The 16,178-nt window shown below is 70.9% G+C and carries 13 protein-coding genes; 5 read left to right on the plus strand and 8 right to left on the minus strand.

What is annotated here, in order from left to right; translation table 11 throughout:
- Nucleotides 1–9: 9 nt before the first annotated feature.
- A complete protein-coding gene (locus tag ACFYZ8_RS39635) occupies nucleotides 10–405 on the plus strand; it encodes a DUF742 domain-containing protein (protein ID WP_359035763.1) in 396 nt (131 codons plus the stop codon).
- A 135-nt stretch (nucleotides 406–540) separates the two neighbouring features.
- Entirely contained in the window at nucleotides 541–1,146 is a 606-nt protein-coding gene (locus tag ACFYZ8_RS39640; RefSeq protein ID WP_359035762.1) for an ATP/GTP-binding protein, read from the plus strand.
- Nucleotides 1,147–1,221: 75 nt separating this feature from the next.
- Here ACFYZ8_RS39640 and glpK read toward each other — a convergent pair whose 3' ends face one another.
- The 5 genes from glpK to ACFYZ8_RS39665 form a co-directional block, all read right to left on the minus strand.
- Nucleotides 1,222–2,733 (minus strand): glycerol kinase GlpK, encoded by a 1,512-nt coding sequence (gene glpK / locus ACFYZ8_RS39645; protein ID WP_359035760.1) that lies wholly within the window; start codon nucleotides 2,731–2,733, stop codon nucleotides 1,222–1,224.
- A 45-nt stretch (nucleotides 2,734–2,778) separates the two neighbouring features.
- On the minus strand, nucleotides 2,779–3,504 hold the full coding sequence (locus ACFYZ8_RS39650; RefSeq protein WP_359035758.1) for an MIP/aquaporin family protein: 726 nt from the start codon (nucleotides 3,502–3,504) through the stop codon (nucleotides 2,779–2,781).
- Nucleotides 3,505–3,833: 329 nt separating this feature from the next.
- Complete coding sequence (locus ACFYZ8_RS39655) at nucleotides 3,834–5,486, minus strand: EAL domain-containing protein (RefSeq protein WP_388540262.1); 1,653 nt, start codon at nucleotides 5,484–5,486, stop codon at nucleotides 3,834–3,836.
- Nucleotides 5,487–5,592: 106 nt separating this feature from the next.
- Nucleotides 5,593–6,783, minus strand: coding sequence for a lipid-transfer protein (locus tag ACFYZ8_RS39660; protein WP_359035754.1), 1,191 nt, complete (start codon nucleotides 6,781–6,783; stop codon nucleotides 5,593–5,595).
- Nucleotides 6,780–7,205: a Zn-ribbon domain-containing OB-fold protein gene (locus ACFYZ8_RS39665; protein WP_388540489.1), complete on the minus strand. Its 426-nt coding sequence runs from the start codon at nucleotides 7,203–7,205 to the stop codon at nucleotides 6,780–6,782. The genes ACFYZ8_RS39660 and ACFYZ8_RS39665 overlap by 4 nt, the downstream gene beginning before the upstream one ends.
- 135 nt (nucleotides 7,206–7,340) lie before the next feature.
- On the opposite strand from ACFYZ8_RS39665, the gene ACFYZ8_RS39670 reads away from it, so the two are divergent.
- Nucleotides 7,341–7,877 (plus strand): NUDIX domain-containing protein, encoded by a 537-nt coding sequence (locus ACFYZ8_RS39670; protein WP_359035752.1) that lies wholly within the window; start codon nucleotides 7,341–7,343, stop codon nucleotides 7,875–7,877.
- Between the two features lie 3 nt (nucleotides 7,878–7,880).
- Here the strand turns inward: ACFYZ8_RS39670 and ACFYZ8_RS39675 are convergent, their stop codons facing one another.
- Nucleotides 7,881–10,247: a TIM-barrel domain-containing protein gene (locus tag ACFYZ8_RS39675; protein ID WP_388540258.1), complete on the minus strand. Its 2,367-nt coding sequence runs from the start codon at nucleotides 10,245–10,247 to the stop codon at nucleotides 7,881–7,883.
- A gap of 210 nt (nucleotides 10,248–10,457) precedes the next feature.
- Between ACFYZ8_RS39675 and ACFYZ8_RS39680 the strand changes: the two genes are divergently transcribed.
- Nucleotides 10,458–12,425 (plus strand): acetoacetate--CoA ligase, encoded by a 1,968-nt coding sequence (locus ACFYZ8_RS39680; protein ID WP_388540255.1) that lies wholly within the window; start codon nucleotides 10,458–10,460, stop codon nucleotides 12,423–12,425.
- Nucleotides 12,426–12,619: 194 nt separating this feature from the next.
- A complete protein-coding gene (locus tag ACFYZ8_RS39685) occupies nucleotides 12,620–13,513 on the plus strand; it encodes a hypothetical protein (protein WP_388540253.1) in 894 nt (297 codons plus the stop codon).
- A 69-nt stretch (nucleotides 13,514–13,582) separates the two neighbouring features.
- Here the strand turns inward: ACFYZ8_RS39685 and ptsP are convergent, their stop codons facing one another.
- Together ptsP and ACFYZ8_RS39695 are read right to left on the minus strand one after the other, a co-directional pair.
- Nucleotides 13,583–15,253 (minus strand): phosphoenolpyruvate--protein phosphotransferase, encoded by a 1,671-nt coding sequence (ptsP, locus tag ACFYZ8_RS39690; protein ID WP_359035744.1) that lies wholly within the window; start codon nucleotides 15,251–15,253, stop codon nucleotides 13,583–13,585.
- 81 nt (nucleotides 15,254–15,334) lie between these two features.
- Nucleotides 15,335–15,784 carry a PTS glucose transporter subunit IIA gene (locus ACFYZ8_RS39695; protein WP_359035742.1) on the minus strand — a complete coding sequence of 150 codons (450 nt, stop codon included), beginning with the start codon at nucleotides 15,782–15,784 and terminating at the stop codon, nucleotides 15,335–15,337.
- Nucleotides 15,785–16,178: the final 394 nt, after the last annotated feature.

The following is a 16,178-nucleotide window of genomic DNA, read 5'->3' on the forward strand; positions in this document are numbered from 1 at the left end:
TGAGATGGCATGAGCACAGACGGTCAGGGAAGAAGCCACTGGTTCGACGACGAGGCCGGACCGGTGGTCCGTCCGTACGCCATGACGCGCGGCCGCACCACAAGTGCCGGCCAGCACCGGCTCGACCTCATCGCGGTCGTCGTGGCCGAACCCCACTCGGACGATCCCGAAGGGGACCACTCGCTGTCCCCCGAACACGTGGACATCGTCGACCTGTGCCGGGACACCCCCCAGTCGGTCGCCGAGCTGTCCTCCGAACTCGACCTGCCCATCGGGGTCGTACGGGTCCTCGTGGGTGACCTCGTCGCCTCGGAGTGGGTCCATGTGAACCGGCCGGTGCCGCCCGCCGAGCTTCCGGACGAGAGCATCCTGCGCGACGTGATCAACGGCCTCCGGGCCCTGTGACCGCCGATATGATCTGACTGATCGTCGACGACCCTCCGCGGACGGCAGGTCACCAGCGCGCGGACACGGTTCCGAGCAGTGCGATCGGGGAGACGGACCCGATCCCACACCCCCAGCAAGCAGGAGAAGAGACCCATGATCTTCGGGCGTTCTGAGCGCGGCAAGCCCCCGGTCGAGCCCGTCACGCTCAAGATCCTGGTGGCCGGCGGCTTCGGCGTGGGCAAGACCACGCTCGTGGGCGCGGTCAGCGAGATCAGGCCGCTGCGCACCGAGGAACTGCTCACCGAGGCGGGACGCCCGGTCGACGACACGAGCGGGGTCGAGGGCAAGCGCACCACCACCGTCGCCATGGACTTCGGACGCATCACCCTGCGCGAGGACCTGGTGCTCTACCTGTTCGGCACACCCGGGCAGGAACGGTTCTGGTTCATGTGGGACGAGCTGTCCGAGGGCGCCCTCGGAGCCGTCGTGCTCGCCGACACGCGCCGCCTGGAGGACTGCTTCGCCGCCGTCGACTACTTCGAGCGGCGTTCCATCCCCTTCCTCGTCGGCGTCAACTGCTTCGAGGGGGCCGTCCGTTACCCCGAGGACGACGTACGGCAGGCCCTGGACCTCGACGAGGACGTACCGGTCGTGCTGTGCGACGCCCGGGACAAGCAGTCGGTCAAGGACGTCCTCGTCGGCGTCGTCCAGCACGCGATGGCGTACTCCGCCCGGCGCCGCCAGACCGTCACCACCTGAGGAACGGGTGCGGCCCGTACCCCCGCCGACAGGGGTACGGGCCGCGTTTCGACGGCACCACGCGCGTGGGTGTGCCTAGTTCTCGCCGTCCTCCTCCCAGCCGAAGCTCTTCTCCACCGCCTTGCGCCAGTTGTGGTACTGGCGGTCCCGGACCGACGCCTCCATGTCCGGCGTCCACTCGACGTCCTTCTGCCAGTGGGACTTCAGCTCGTCGAGGTCGTTCCACACACCCGTGGCGAGACCGGCCGCGTACGCGGCGCCCAGACACGTGGTCTCGGAGACCTTCGGCCGGACCACCGGCACGTCGAGCACATCCGCCTGGTGCTGCATGAGCAGGTTGTTCTTGGTCATGCCGCCGTCCACCTTCAGGGTGGTGATCTGCACCCCGGAGTCCTGGTACATGGCGTCCACGACCTCGCGCGTCTGCCAGCTCGTCGCCTCCAGTACGGCCCGCGCGAGGTGCGCCTTGGTGACGTACCGGGTGAGGCCCGTGACGACCCCGCGCGCGTCCGAGCGCCAATAGGGCGCGAACAGGCCGGAGAAGGCGGGCACGATGTACGCCCCGCCGTTGTCCTCGACGCTCGCCGCCAGAGGTTCGATCTCGTCGGCGGTACGGATGATGCCGAGCTGGTCGCGGAACCACTGGACGAGGGCGCCCGTGATGGCGATCGATCCCTCCAGGCAGTACACCGGCGCCTCGGAGCCGATCTTGTAGCCCATCGTCGTCAGCAGCCCGTTCTTGGACGGAACCGGCCGGTTGCCCGTGTTGAGCAGCAGGAAGGAGCCCGTGCCGTACGTGTTCTTCGCCGTCCCCACGTCGTAACAGGCCTGCCCGAACACCGCGGCCTGCTGGTCACCCAGGGCGGATGCCACGGGCACGCCCGCGAGTTGGCCCACCGCGGTGCCGTACACCTCGGCGGACGACCTGATCTCGGGCAGGACAGCCTCGGGCACGTTCATCGCCGACAGGATGGACTGGTCCCACTGGAGGGTCTCCAGGTTCATCAGCATGGTCCGGCCGGCGTTGGTCACGTCCGTGACGTGCCGCCCGCCGTCCGTGCCGCCGGTGAGGTTCCAGATCAGCCAGGAGTCGATGGTGCCGAAGGCGATCTCGCCGTTCTCGGCACGCGCGCGCAGCCCCGGCACGTTGTCGAGCAGCCAGGCCGCCTTCGGCCCCGAGAAGTAGGTGGCCAGTGGCAGTCCGGTCTGCTCGCGGAACCGGTCCTGTCCGTCCGTGCCGCCGAGTTGGTGGGTCAGGGCGGCGGTGCGGGTGTCCTGCCACACGATCGCGTTGTGCACGGGCTTGCCCGTGGCGCGGTCCCACAGGACCGTCGTCTCGCGCTGGTTGGTGATGCCGAGTGCGCTGAGCTGGTCGGCGCGCAGCCCGGCCTTGGCGATCGCCCCGGCGACCACGGCCTGCACCTTGGACCAGATCTCGGTGGCGTCGTGCTCCACCCAGCCGGGCTTGGGGAAGATCTGGCGGTGCTCGCGCTGGTCGACGGCCACGATCGCGCCGTCCTGGTTGAAGATGATGCAGCGGCTTGAGGTGGTGCCCTGGTCGATAGCGGCGACGAACCTGTCCGTCATGACGTCCCCTTCGTCGGTTCCTGCACAAGCTGTGTCGGCCCTGCTTCAGAATGCCGCGTTGAAGATCACCCCGGACAGCGCCCCGCCGATCAGCGGTCCCACCACCGGGATCCACGCGTATCCCCAGTCCGAGGTGCCCTTGTTGGGAATCGGCAGCAGGGTGTGGACGATGCGCGGGCCCAGGTCGCGGGCCGGGTTGATGGCGTATCCGGTGGGCCCGCCGAGCGACAGGCCGATGCCGACCACCAGGAAGGCGACGACCAGGACCGCGGTACCGGACTCGCCGAGTCCCTTGGTGAGCCCGAAGGCCAGGATCGGCAGGACCAGGCCGACGGTCGCGATGATCTCCGTGATCAGGTTCGCCACGGGATTGCGGATCGCGGGCCCGGTGGAGAAGATCCCGAGCGTGGGCTGGGCGATCTCCTCCTCGGCGTTGGCCTGGAACTGCGCGTAGTAGGTCAGCCAGCACAGCACTGCCCCGAGCATGGCGCCGACCATCTGTCCGGCGATGTAGACCGGCACCTGGTCCCAGTCCCCGGTGTCGACGGCGATCCCTATGGTCACCGCGGGGTTGAGATGCCCGCCGGACAGCGGGGCGGCGGTGTAGGCCCCGGCCAGCACGCCGAAGCCCCAGCCGAACGCGATGACGACCCAGCCGGCGTCCTTCGCCTTGGAGTAGTTGAGTACGACGGCGGCGACCACACCGGCGCCGAAGAGGATCAGAATCGCCGTACCGATGACCTCACCGAGGAATACGTCTCCGTTGCTCATGGCGGCTCCTAGGCCCTGCGTGCAGGTGCGGTTCCCTTGGCGAACTGCCGAGGGCAGGAGGATCCCGCGCCCCGCCCGGCGTCCGCGACGAGCGTGCCGTCGCAGCCGAATCGCCCGTGGGGGTATGGGCCTTGGCTCGTGGGGGCCCGCGCGGCGTGGTGCCTGGAACGCCGAGAATGTACGGCGATGTCGACCGACACCGGAAGTGTTCACCGGGCCCCGAGGGGCGTCAAGGTCGCCGACGGCAACGGTTGGGACCGGTCGTACGGACCGTCCCGGTCGACGGCCGGGACCTGTCCGAGCCGTACGGCGCCCTGCCGCGAGGCGCCTCAGCCCCTCCCCGGCTCCGCCACCGCGTACCCCGTCGAAGCCGCCTGGGGCCCCGTCCCGCGGCGGATCTCGTGTCCCGGCAGCCCGGCCCGCCCCACGACCCAGCTCGCCCCGCTGAGCGCCTTCGCGGCCTTCTTGAGCGGCGCCAGACACGCGGCCGCCTCCCGGTGGTCCGCCGCGCTGCCCGGCACGCACACCACGGTGGCCAGGGACAGCGTCACGGGCCGTCCGCCCGCGGCCCAGGGCGCGTCCAGCACGGAAGCGGCCAGCGGAGCCAGTTCCTCAGGGTCCGCCAGCACCAGGAAGTCGTCCCCGCCGATGTGCCCCACGCGCGCGGTGCCGGTCGCGGCGTGCTGGAGCGCCCGCCCCACCGCGCGGATGAGCTCGTCGCCCGCCGCGAAGCCGGCCCCGTCGTTGACCTGTTTGAAGTGGTCGACGTCCAGCCAGCTCAGCGTGAACGTCCGCCCGGCCGCGATACGCCGGTCCACCTCGCCGGTGATCGCGTCCGAGCCGGGCAGCCGGGTCAGCGGGTTGAGCCCGGCGGCCTCCTCCACCCGGGTCTCGCTCAACGCCCGTACGAGATCCGCGAGGCGGACGACTCCCACGCAACGGCCGTACCGGTCGACCACCGCGACGTCGTCCGAGGTACGGTCCCGGTCTCCGACGGCGACCACGTCCAGGACCTCCCACGCGGTGGCGTCGATCCCCACCGTCCGCGGTGGATCGCCGAGTCTGGCCGCGGGGCGGTCGGCGTACAGGGCGTGTCCGTAGCGCCCCGACATCGACAGCAGGAAGCGCGAGCGGTGCACCGAGCGGAACGGCACCCCGTCCCGGTCCACGAGCAGCACCCCCGACACGTCGGGCGACCCGGTCAGCAGCGCCCGCACCTGCCCCGCGGAGGCGGTGGCCGGCAACAGCGCGGCGGGGCGCACGAACTCCCGAACCGAAGGACCGGACCGCGGGGGCGCCGTCTCGGCGGGGGAGCGGGGTGGCACATACACCTCCGCCGCGGGAAGCCGGGACGGCGGCGCGAGCAGCGTGCCCTGCGCCAACTGTGCGCCGGCCGCGAGCGCGGCCCCGTACTGCAACTCCGTCTCCACGCCCTCGGCGCACAGGAGCGCTCCCAGCTCGTCACACAGGGTCCGCATGGCCCGTACCGCCGACGGCCGGACCAGCAGCGACGCGTCGAGCTTCACGAGGTCGGGCGACATGTCGACAAGCAGTCTCAGTGGTACGTCCCCGTCGCCCACCCCGTCCGCACTGATCCGGAAGCCCTGCCCCCGCAGCCCGGCGAGCGCCTCCAGGAGCGCCTGATGCGGTACGTGCGTGTACGGCGGACCCACGTCGATCGTGACCTCCCACGGCAGCCGCCCCGCCTCACGTACCGCGTGGTGCAGCGGAGTGAGGCCGCCGAGGTCGGCGAGCGTGCCCGCGAACACGTTGACGTGCAGCGGCAGCAGCGTCTCCCGGCGCGCGGCCGCCCGTACCGCCAACACGGCGAGCCGTCCGTCGAGTTCGGGATCGCGGCGGGCCTCCGCCAGGATGTCGCCGGTCTCCGGGCGGGCGAGTATCTCCAGCCCCGCGACTGCGCCGGTGGCCATGTTGACCACGGGTTGGAAGGCGAAGCGGAGAGTGTCCGTCCAGGAGGGCACGGGAGCATGGTCGCTCCATTCGCGCACGCCCGAGCGCAGTTCATGAGACGTTCACGCAGGATTCCGGGGCGCTCACACAGCGTATGGGAAACCCCTTTCCCTCCGGTCACCGCACGGCGATCACCGCCGACCCGTGCCCGAACAGCCCCTGGTTCGCGGTGATCCCCACGCGCGCGTGCCCGACCTGCCGGTCGCCCGCCTCGCCCCGCAACTGCCAGGTGAGCTCACACACCTGGGCGATCGCCTGGGCCGGCACCGCCTCTCCGAAGGAGGCGAGTCCGCCGCTCATGTTGACGGGTATGCGCCCGCCCGGGGCCGTCGCCCCCTCGCGCAGGAGCTTCGCACCCTCGCCCTGCCCGCACAGCCCGAGGTCCTCGTACCACTGCAACTCCAGGGCGGTGGACAGGTCGTAGACCTCGGCGAGGGAAAGATCCTCCGGCCCCGCACCGGCCTCCTCGTAGGCCGCGCGCGCGATCGACGCGCGGAACGTCTCGTCGGCGGGCTCGACCGCGGCGGCGGAGTCCGTCGCGATGTCCGGCAGATCCAGCACGGTGTTCGGATACGTCGGCGTCACCGTCGACACCGCCCTGATCCGCACGGGTTCCCCCACGCCCCTGCTGCGTGCGAACTCCATGCTGGAGAGCACCAGCGCCGCCCCGCCGTCCGAGGTGGCGCAGATGTCCAGCAGCCGCAGCGGATCGGCCACCACGGCGGAGGCCGCCACCTCCTCGGCGCTGACCCGCTTGCGGTACCGCGCGTAGGGATTCAGCGCGCCCAGTGCCGAGTTCTTCACCTTGACCTGCGCGAAGTCCTCCACCGTGTCCCCGTGCACGGCCATCCGCCGGCGCGCGTACAGCCCGAAGTAGGTCGGGTTGGTCGCTCCCAGGACCCGGAACCGCAGCCAGTCCGGATCGTCGGGCCGATCGCCGCCCGCGGGCCGGAAGAAACCCTTGGGAGCAGCATCGGCACCCACCACGAGCACCACGTCGGCCAGCCCCGCCAGGATCTGCGCCCGCGCGGCGGCCACCGCCTGAGCCCCGGACGCGCACGCCGCGTACACGCTGGCGACACGGGCCCCCTGCCAGCCGAGCGCCTTGGCGAAGGTCGCTCCCGCCACATAGCCGGGATAGCCGCCCCGCACGGTGTCCGCGCCGACGATCGAACCGACGTCCCGCCACTCCACGCCCGCGTCGGCCAGCGCCGCGCGAGCCGCCGCCACGCCGTACTCCACGAAGCCGCGCCCCCACTTGCCCCAGGGGTGCATGCCCGCGCCGAGCACCGCCACCTCACCCGTCATGCCCTCACCCCCGTCGGCCGCCACCGCCACGTCGTCCAGACCGTCTCCCCGTCCTCATGGAGCACCCCCGGGACGACCTCCACTTCCGCGCCGACGGTCAGATCGGCGACGGTGACCCCGGGAACTGCCTGCCCCAGCACCACGATCCGCTCGGCGGCCAGCTCCACAGCGATCAACGTGTACGGCTCCCACGGAAGTTCCGGGTCGGTCACATACGGTGACGGCGGCCGATAGCGGCTGTCCGTGTACGACCAGACACGACCGCGCCGCGAAAGGGGAATCTCCGCCAGATCGCCACCCGCGCACCCGGGGTTGCGGCAGTGGCCGTCCTCGCGGGGGAAGAACACCGAGGCGCAGGCGGAGCAGCGCGTTCCGAGAAGCGTGAAGTCGTCTCCGTCACCGGCGAACCACCCGGTGACCACAGGTGTGCGCGTGCGCGGCAAAGCCCCTCCCCGGACCGGATCTGACGGAACGTCAGAAGTGTCGCACGGGCGGCGGCAAAGAGGCAGAGGGCCCGACGGAACCGCAGCACCCGATGATCGGATACAGTCCGCGGCGTGTCCGAAACTCAGCACTCCAGCCCCAACTCCGCGCCCGGCTCCCACTGTTCGAGCTGCGGAGCGCCCTACGGAGAGGGTGTCGCGGGCTGGCCCCGCACCTGTCCCGTCTGCACCACCGTGGCGTACCGCAACCCCCTGCCGGTCGCCGTCGCACTCCAGCCCGTCTACGACACCCAGGGCACCGCCCTGGTCGTCATCACCCGGACCGTCGCTCCCGCGCGCGGAGGCATCGCACTGCCCGGCGGTTACATCGACGACCGCGAGGACTGGCGGCACGCCCTGGTCCGGGAACTCAAGGAGGAGACCGGCATCGAGGCCGCGAGCCGCGACGTACGGCTCGTCGACGTGCTGAGCTCGCCCGACGGCCACCTCTTGCTCTTCGGAGTGCTGCCGGAGCGCCCCGCCGACGGCCTGCCGCAGTCCGCGGCCACGGACGAGACGGAGGGCTGGCACCTTCTGCGCAGGCCGGAGGAGCTCGCCTTCCCGCTGCACACGCTGGCCGTACGGGCCTGGTTCGAGGGCCGCTACGTCTGAGCCTCAGCGCGCTCCCAGCCCGCGCAGCCGCACCGGGTGGGACGGCTCGCTCAAGCCGTCCTCGCCCTCCCGCTGAACGACCACCTTCCGCCCCTCCCAGCGGGCGACGTACCGTTCGATCTCCGGTTCGTCCCAACCGTCGCCCGCATCCGCGACGACCAGTCCGCCCCCGCTCCGTCCCCGGGCGGGCGCCCACACCTCCAGCTCGATCCCGCCGCCGTCCCCCCGCACCGGAATGACGGCGCCCGCGCGCGCGAGCACCGGGATGCGCGACAGCGGAGCGTCGACAAGAACCTGCCCCGGCCCCTCGTACACCTGTTCCGTGGTGGTGTCGTACCAGCGCCCCCGCGGCAGCTGCACCGCACGTCTGTCGCTACCCGGATCGAGAACAGGCGCCACGAGCAGGCAGTCACCGAGCAGGAAAGCGTCCTCGCAGTCCCGCAGAGCGCGGTCCTCGGGCGCGGACCACCACAAGGGCCGCACATAAGGCGCTCCGGTACGCCGGGCCAGCTGCGCGAGCGTCAGGAAGTACGGCAGCAGCCGCCGGCGTTCCACGAGCGCCACGCGCGCGTGCTCCAGCACCTCGGCCCCGAACTCCCACGGCTCCCTGCGCCCCGCCCGCAGACTCGCGTGGGTACGGAACAACGGCAGATAGGCGCCGAGCTGGAACCAGCGCAGATACAGCTCGGGCGACGGATGCCCGTCGTAGCCGCCCACGTCGGGCCCCGAGTACGGCACCCCGCACAGCCCGAGCCCCATCACGAGCGACAGCGAGGCCCGCAGGCCCGGCCAGCCGGTGGCCACGTCACCGGACCAGGTGCCCCCGTACCGCTGTATTCCGGCCCAGCCGGAGCGCGAGAACAGGAAGGGCCGCTCCTTCGGCACCAGTGCGCGCAGACCCTCGTATCCGGCCTGGGCCATGCACAACGCGTAGACGTTGTGCGCCTCCTGGTGGTCACCGCCGCGCCCCTCCAGGGAGTGCCTGGCCGACCGCGGCAGGGTGGACTCCCCGAACGCGTTGAAGGACGTGGGCTCGTTCATGTCGTGCCAGAACCCCGCGAACCCCGCTGTGAGCCGCTCCTGGTAGAGACGGCCCCACCAGGCACGCACACGCGCGTGCGTGAAGTCCGGATAGACCGCCTCACCGGGCCACACGACCCCTTCCACGACCCGCCCCGACGCGTCCCGCACGAAGGCGTCCTCTGCCGTCCCGCTGTCATGGACGGCGTTGCCCGGCGCGGCCTTGACCGCCGGGTTGACGATCGACACCAGCCGGATCCCGTCCCGCAGCAGCTCCTCTGCCAGCTGGGGCAGCTTGGGGAAGCGCTCCTGGTCGACCGTGAACACCTGGTGCTCGTCGTAGTGGTCGATGTCCAGGTGGACGGCGTCGAGCGGCAGACCGCGCTCCTGGTACCCGGCGACGATCCGCCGCACCTCCTGCTCACTGCCGAAGCCCCAGCGGGCGTGATGATGGCCGAGCGCCCACGACGGCGGCAGCGCGGGCGCACCGGTCAGCGAGGCCCAGGCGAGCAGCACGCGCGCGGGAGTGCCCACCATCACCCAGCAGCGCAGCGGACCGCCCGCCATCCGCAGCTCGGACATCCCCGTCCGGTCATGTCCGGAACCGGCACCCTCCTCGCCCTCCCGCAGGGTCACGGTGCCGTCCCACGAGGTGTCGTGGAACACGAGATGGGTGGCGGCGTCGGCCACCACCAGCTGCACCGGCATGGTGACGTACAGCGGATCGTCCCCCGGCCCGAACGCCCGGCCGGGGTCGGTGTTCCACAGCCGGTACGTCCCGTCCCGCAACCGGGGACCCGAGGCCCGTCCGCCCAGCCCGAAGAACCGGGCGTCGGCGGCCACCTCCGAGCGCTGCATCCAGCGCGCCTCACCCCCGCCCACCGGCTCCCACCAGCGGGGCGGCAGATCCCGGCGCAGGGTCACTCCGCCGGGCGTACGCACCTCGACCGCTCCGTGCCGCGAGACCACGACCGTCGCCCGCTCGGCCACGACCCGCCAGCCACCGTCCTTGTCCGGCTCCAGGACCGCCCGGGGATCCGGCTCCGGGCAGCGGCCCGCCAGCGCGTACGACGGCTCCGGTCCGGCGCCGTCCCACCCCCAGAAGACCGCCCCGTTCACCGCGACGACTATCCGCAGCTCCGACCGGCTGAACCGGACCACACCCCCACCGGGCCCCGGCTCGACGCCCTGGACCGGCCCCGGCACCCGCGCCCGCTCGGCTCCCCGCACCGGCAGCCCGACGGCGTCGGTGCGCCTCCTGCGCCACGCGGAGCGCACGGTACGCAACCCCTGGGGCGCCCCCGCCGAACCAACAGCCTTTATGGAACGCACCAGGTCACGACCGTTCATGCTGCTCACCCTGCCACTCACCGCCCCACCCGCGTGTGCCGTTCAACTGCCGTTCACCCGTGCCGGGGCCACATCTTCACGACACGGACTATGTGGGGCGCACCCTGGCGTAGAAGTTGATCACATGGCATCGTCCCTGTCAGCCGCGTCACGCGCACACCCTGGCCGTGCGCGGGAGACGCACACGACGCGCACAGTCCGGGAGCCCTCATGCCGACCGAGAATCCCCAGCCGCTCTGGCAGCCAGATCCGCAGCGCATCGCCAGGTCCCAGGTCACCGGGTTCCAGGCATGGGCGGCCGAACATCACGGCGCTCCGGCCGACGGAGGCTACACGGCGCTCCACCGCTGGTCCGTGGACGAGCTGGAGCCGTTCTGGGAAGCCGTCACCCAATGGTTCGACGTACGGTTCGCCACGCCTTACGCGCGCGTGCTGGGCGACCGCTCGATGCCCGGCGCCGAGTGGTTCCCCGGAGCCACCCTCAACTACGCCGAACACGCCCTGCGCGCGGCCGACACCCGCGCGGACGAACCCGCCCTCCTGTACGTCGACGAGACCCATGAGCCCCTCCCGGTGACCTGGTCGGAACTGCGCCGCCGGACCGGCTCCCTGGCCGCCGAACTGCGTGCCCTCGGCGTCCGGCCCGGCGACCGCGTCAGCGGCTACCTCCCGAACATCCCACAGGCCGTCGTCGCCCTCCTCGCCACCGCCGCCGTGGGCGCCGTCTGGACCTCCTGCGCCCCCGACTTCGGAGCCCGCAGCGTCCTGGACCGCTTCCAGCAGGTCGAACCGGTCGTCCTGTTCACCGTCGACGGCTACCGCTACGGCGGCAAGGAGCACGACCGCCGCGAGACGGTCACCGAACTCCGCCGCGAACTGCCTTCCCTGCGCGCCGTCGTTCACATCCCGCTCCTCGGCACCGAGGCCCCCGAAGGCGCCCTGGAGTGGGACGCCCTCACGCGCGCGGACACAGAACCGGTCTTCGAACAGGTGCCCTTCGCGCATCCCTTGTGGGTCCTGTACTCCTCGGGCACCACGGGCCTGCCCAAGGCGATCGTCCAGTCCCAGGGCGGCATCCTCGTCGAGCACCTCAAGCAGCTCGGCCTGCACTGCGACCTCGGCCCCGAGGACCGCTTCTTCTGGTACACCTCCACAGGCTGGATGATGTGGAACTTCCTCGTCTCCGGCCTCCTCACCGGCACGACCGTCGTCCTGTACGACGGCAGCCCCGGCTACCCCGACACGGGCGCCCAATGGAGGGTCGCCGAGCGCACGGGCGCCACCTTCTACGGCACCTCGGCCGCGTACGTCATGGCCTGCCGCAAGGCCGACGTGCACCCGGGACGCGACTTCGACCTCTCCAAGGTCCAGTGCGTCGCCACCACCGGCTCACCGCTCCCGCCCGACGGCTTCCGCTGGCTGCACGACGAGGTCCGCGACGATCTGTGGATCGCCTCCGTCAGCGGCGGCACGGACGTGTGCTCCTGCTTCGCGGGAGCCGTACCGACCCTGCCCGTGTACATCGGCGAGCTCCAGGCGCCGAGCCTGGGCACCGACCTGCAGTCCTGGGACCCGAGCGGCAAGCCATTGATCGACGAGGTCGGCGAGCTCGTCGTCACCAACCCCATGCCGTCGATGCCGATCCACTTCTGGAACGACCCCGACGGCAGCCGGTACCACGACAGCTACTTCGACACCTATCCCGGGGTGTGGCGGCACGGCGACTGGATCACCCTCACCTCACGCGGCTCGGTCGTCATCCACGGCCGCTCCGACTCCACGCTCAACCGCCAGGGCGTCCGCATGGGTTCGGCCGACATCTACGAAGCCGTGGAACGACTCCCCGAGATCAAGGAGTCCCTGGTCATCGGCATCGAACAGCCCGACGGCGGCTACTGGATGCCCCTGTTCGTGCAACTGGCCCCGGGTGCCGTCCTCGACCAGGCACTCCTCGACCGCATCAAGCAGACCATCCGCGAGAACCTCTCACCCCGCCACATCCCGGACGAGGTCATCGAGGTCCCCGGCATCCCGCACACCCTCACCGGCAAGCGCATCGAGGTCCCCGTCAAGCGCCTCCTCCAGGGCACCCCGCTGGAGAAGGCGGTCAACCCGGGCTCCATCGACAACCTCGACCTGCTCCACTTCTACGAGGACCTGGCCCGCAAACGCGCCTGACGCGGCGAGCCCGTCGCCCGTGATCCGCAAGCCGGGCCCGGAGGCCACCTACCAGCCGTAGACCCGCATCTGGTTCACCACGGCCGACTCGCCCCCGGGCTCTGGCTCGGTCCGGACGTACCTCGCCCAACCCCCGTTGTCAGTGCCGCCGGTTACTGTGAGTGAGCATTGATCGACTGCGCACAGGGGGAAACATGGCGCACACCGACCACCAGACGACGCGACGCGGCCTGCGCCGCGAAATCGCCGGCACCATCGGGCTACTCACCGACGAACACGACTTCCGTGCCATGCGGCGCTACCGCAGCTTCACCTTCGACGACCACGCGACCTACCTGAAACAGATCGAAGACCTCCTGAGGACCCGCGCCGCACAGGGCAGCCACACCACCGTCGCCCTCTTCGACCCCCAGGAGTACGCCGAGTTCTGCGAGGAGACGGGACTCATCCCCGACCTCCCGTCGAGCCGCACACGCTTCACGGCCGAGCTCGCCGCCACCGGACCGACCCTCCCGTACGAGGGCCAGCCCCTCACCGACCTCGTGCCCGCTCTCGTGGACGAGGCCGTCCGCCAGGCCACTTGGGAGTACGCGACCACACTTCTCGCCCGCCTCGGCGCCTGCGGTTCCTGCGGGGAGGACATCGGCCGGGCGGCCTTCACCCACGCCGCGGACCTCGTCGTCCGCATCCTCGACACAGCACCGCCGGGCGAACACCACCTCGTCTGCAGCATCACCGGCACCCCGGAAACCCTCGTCTGCGCCCTCCACTCCAACGAGAACACGGACGGAGCGGTGCAACTCGACGAGGCCGAGGCCCTCGAATTCACCACGGTCCTCGCACTCGGCATCGCCACCCGCGGCCCCGGCGGACTCGTCATGCGCACCAGCGCCCCCGGGACCACCGACCGCATCTACGGCTGGCGCCTGCGCGGCGACGGCCTCGAACCCCTCACCGCCGGAGAAGTCTTCGACGCCTACTGCACCGACGTCGACTCCGGCGACCTGATCTCCCCGGAATCGGATGTCGACTACTGCGTACCCCCCGACCTCGGACCGGAAGGACAGACTCCACGCCACGGTCACTGAACACGAGGAGGGCGCCCCACCCACAGGTGGAGCGCCCTCCGGAAACCGTCAGCCGAGGAGCCGGTCCGACTACTCGCCCGACAGCACCGCCTGAGCCGCGTCGCGCGCCTCTTCCGCACTGTCGGCAGCCCGGGCGGCCGCGGCGGCACGCTCGCACTGCGCCAGCGTGTACTTCGCCAGCGTCGCCCGGACATAAGGAATGGACGCGGCACCCATGGAAAGGGAGGTGACACCGAGACCGGTCAGCACACAGGCGAGCAGCGGGTCGGACGCCGCCTCACCACAGACACCACAGCTCTTGCCCTCGGCCTTCGCCGCCTCGGCGGACAGCGCGACCAGGTCGAGCAGCGCGGGCTGCCACGGATCCTGCAGCCGCGACACCGCTCCTACCTGGCGGTCGGCGGCGAAGGTGTACTGCGCGAGGTCGTTGGTCCCCAGCGACAGGAACTCGACCTCCTGCAGAATCGACCGCGCCCGCAGGGCGGCCGAGGGGATCTCCACCATCGCGCCGAACTTCGCCTGCAGTCCGGCCGCACGGCACGCATCGGCGAACGCCTTGGCGTCGGCACGGTCCGCCACCATCGGGGCCATGACCTCGAGGTACACCGGCAGCCCCTCGCCAGCCTTGGCGAGCGCCGTCAGCTGGGTACGCAGCACCTCAGGGTGGTCCAGCAGCGTCCGCAGACCACGCACGCCCAGCGCAGGGTTCGGCTCGTCGGACGGCGTCAGGAAGTCCAGCGGCTTGTCCGCGCCCGCGTCCAGCACCCGCACCACGACGCGCCCCTCGGGGAACGCCTCCAGCACCTGGCGGTACGCCTCGACCTGCTTCTCCTCAGACGGAGCGTTCTTGCTGTCGTCAAGAAAGAGGAACTCGGTACGGAAGAGACCGACGCCCTCGGCCCCCGCCTCGACCGCGGCGGGCACGTCCGCCGGACCACCCACGTTGGCCAGCAACGGCACCTTGTGTCCGTCGGCGGTGGCCCCCGGACCCGTCGACGCGGCGAGCGCGGCCTTCCGCGCGGCGGCAGCAGCCTCCAGCTCGGCCTTCTTCTCGTCGGTCGGGTTCACGAAGATGTCGCCGGTGCTTCCGTCGACAGCGATGACCGTGCCCTCGGCGAGCTCACCGGCACCCGGCAGCGCCACAACGGCCGGCACACCGAGCGCCCGCGCCAGAATCGCGCTGTGACTGGTCGGTCCGCCCTCCTCCGTGACGAAACCCAGGACGAGCGTGGGGTCCAGCAGAGCGGTGTCGGCGGGCGCGAGATCACGCGCCACCAGGACGTAGGGCTCGTCGCTGTCCGGAACACCCGGCATGGGCACCCCGAGCAGACGGGCGACGATACGGTTCCGCACGTCGTCGAGGTCCGCGACGCGGCCGGCCAGGTACTCACCGGCGCCCGCCAGGAGCTCGCGGTACGCGGCGAACGCGTCGTACACAGCACGCTCGGCAGTGCTGCCGACGGCGATACGCCGGTCCACATCCGCGATCAGCTCGGGGTCCTGGGCCATCATGGCCTGTGCCTCGAGTACCGCCTGGGCTTCGCCTCCCGCCAGATTGCCGCGCGCCGTCAGGTCGGCCGCCACAGCCTCCACGGCCTTGCGGGCGCGCCCCTGTTCACGCTCCGCGTCCTCCGCCGGAATCTGTTTGGCAGGCGGCTCCAGCACCGCCGTCCCCATGTGCCGAACCTCGCCGATCGCCACACCGTGGCTCACGCCGACGCCTCGCAGCGTTGTCTCCATCTCACCCGTCTCCGATAGTGCGGCGGGTCCCGCCGCCGCGGTGGTTGTCGTCCCTGCTCGCCGTCTACGACGGCACTGACGTCACTTCCAGACGAAGAGACTGTCGCCGGCCTTCACGTCGCCGTCGTCACGGAGTTCGGAGAGGGCCTCGGCCGTGGCCTCCAGAGCCACGACCGGGCAGACCGCGGACTTGCCGGCGGCCTCGACGGCGGCCGGGTTCCAGCGCACGATCGCCTGACCGCGCGTGACGGTGTCGCCCTTGTTCACCAGCAGCTCGAATCCCTCGCCGTTGAGCTGCACGGTGTCGATGCCGAGGTGGACGAGCACGCCGTGTCCCTGCTCGTCCACCACGACGAACGCGTGCGGGTGGAGAGAGACGATCACACCGTCGACGGGCGCGACGGCCTCGGACGGTTCACGCACGGGATCGATCGCGGTACCCGGGCCGACCATGGCTCCGGAGAAGACCGGATCCGGCACGGCGGCCAGTCCGATGGCGCGTCCTGCAAGAGGGGACGTCACGGTGGTCATGGGAAGCCTCCCAGGGGTGGAGCTGCGTCTGTCCAGCAGCGTATGTCAGATGAAGTGAGGGGTCCGCACGGAAGATACCCGCTAGTGGTCTAGACCACCAGTCCAAGCGATTTGCACCGCCTTCGAGGCCCCGTGTACAGTCGTACTCCTGCTTGGGGCTGAGCGGCGCGATCAAGTGCCCTTGCCCGGCAGCATCCAACTTGTCAGATCCTATCTCGGGGCCACTTTCTGCATGCCTGCAGGACGGTGGTCAGGGGGCCGGAAAAACACTGATAGAGTTTGGAACAGCGAAGGGAAGCGCCCGGAGGAAAGCCCGAGAGGGTGAGTACAAAGGAAGCGTCCGTTCCTTGAGAACTCAACAGCGTGCCAAAAATCAACGCCAGATATGTTGATA

Source organism: Streptomyces sp. NPDC001668 (assembly GCF_042893155.1).
Taxonomy (GTDB): domain Bacteria; phylum Actinomycetota; class Actinomycetes; order Streptomycetales; family Streptomycetaceae; genus Streptomyces.